Annotated in this window: 1 pseudogene; it reads right to left on the reverse strand. The window is 41.7% G+C overall.

Going from position 1 to position 374, the window contains the following annotated elements:
* Window positions 1-167 precede the first annotated feature (167 nt).
* Window positions 168-374: pseudogene (locus MWU84_RS24165) on the reverse strand (IS110 family transposase); the annotation flags it as partial.

Consider the following 374-nt stretch of genomic DNA (forward strand, 5'->3'; position numbering starts at 1 on the left):
TCAAAATCAATCCGTCATTGCGAGGAGCTATGGCGACGAAGCAATCTCCTCAAACAATTGACAGATTGCCGCGCTGCGCCTGCCTAGTCGGCAGACTGGCTCGCAATGACAAAAAAAGGCTCCTTCCTTTGGACCTGTGCTGAGCATTCTAAGATAAAAACAAATTTTTAGGCAGCTAATTTTATAAATGGCTCATCTCTTTTCACCACTGCAAATATTCGCAATACGATTTTATTGGCCACGGCATTTAAAACTGTTAGTTTATGCTTGCCTTCTTGGGTTTTTCTTTGATAATATCTTTTCAGTTGTGGATCGTGCTGTATGGCACTTCCTGCAGCCTTGAACAATATGGATTTTAAAGTTTTGTCCCTGAG

The sequence above is a fragment of the Arenibacter sp. F20364 genome, assembly GCF_023015905.1.
Taxonomy (GTDB): Bacteria; Bacteroidota; Bacteroidia; order Flavobacteriales; family Flavobacteriaceae; genus Arenibacter.